Origin of the sequence: Streptomyces morookaense, from assembly GCF_013030945.1 — a bacterium.
Lineage (GTDB): Bacteria > Actinomycetota > Actinomycetes > Streptomycetales > Streptomycetaceae > Streptomyces > Streptomyces morookaensis.
Genome location: NZ_JABBXF010000234.1, coordinates 1 through 369, shown reverse-complemented (window position 1 = coordinate 369; position 369 = coordinate 1). Strand labels below are relative to the sequence as shown.

Here is a 369-nt window from a genome sequence, read left to right as displayed (position 1 = left end):
CCAATGACGGCCACTGCGACTTCGCGACTGAAAGGGATCTTCTCGCTCATGCGCTCCACCATCTCCGGCTATACCGCTCTGCCCAAGGCCCACAAGTTCTCCGCCGCCGCTGTCGCGGCGACCGGCATCGCCGCTGTCGCCCTGGCCGCCGTCGGTGCCGGCACCGCCAGCGCCGCCCCGGCCGTCAAGCCGGTCGCGCAGAACGCCCAGTCCTTCGGCGAGACGCAGCAGGACGAGCTGAGCAAGCAGACCGATGCCGCCGCCGCCCAGGCCAAGACCGCCGCGGTCACCGCCAAGGCCGGCGCCGAGCGCACCGCCAAGGAGAGCGCGAGCCGCTCCACCGAGCGCGCCGCCCTGAAGCCCGCCAAG

1 pseudogene is annotated in these 369 nt (G+C 72.6%); it reads left to right on the top strand.

Features of this window, described 5'->3' with window-relative positions:
* Positions 1–48: 48 nt before the first annotated feature.
* Positions 49–369: pseudogene (locus HG542_RS34320) on the top strand (transglycosylase SLT domain-containing protein); the annotation flags it as partial.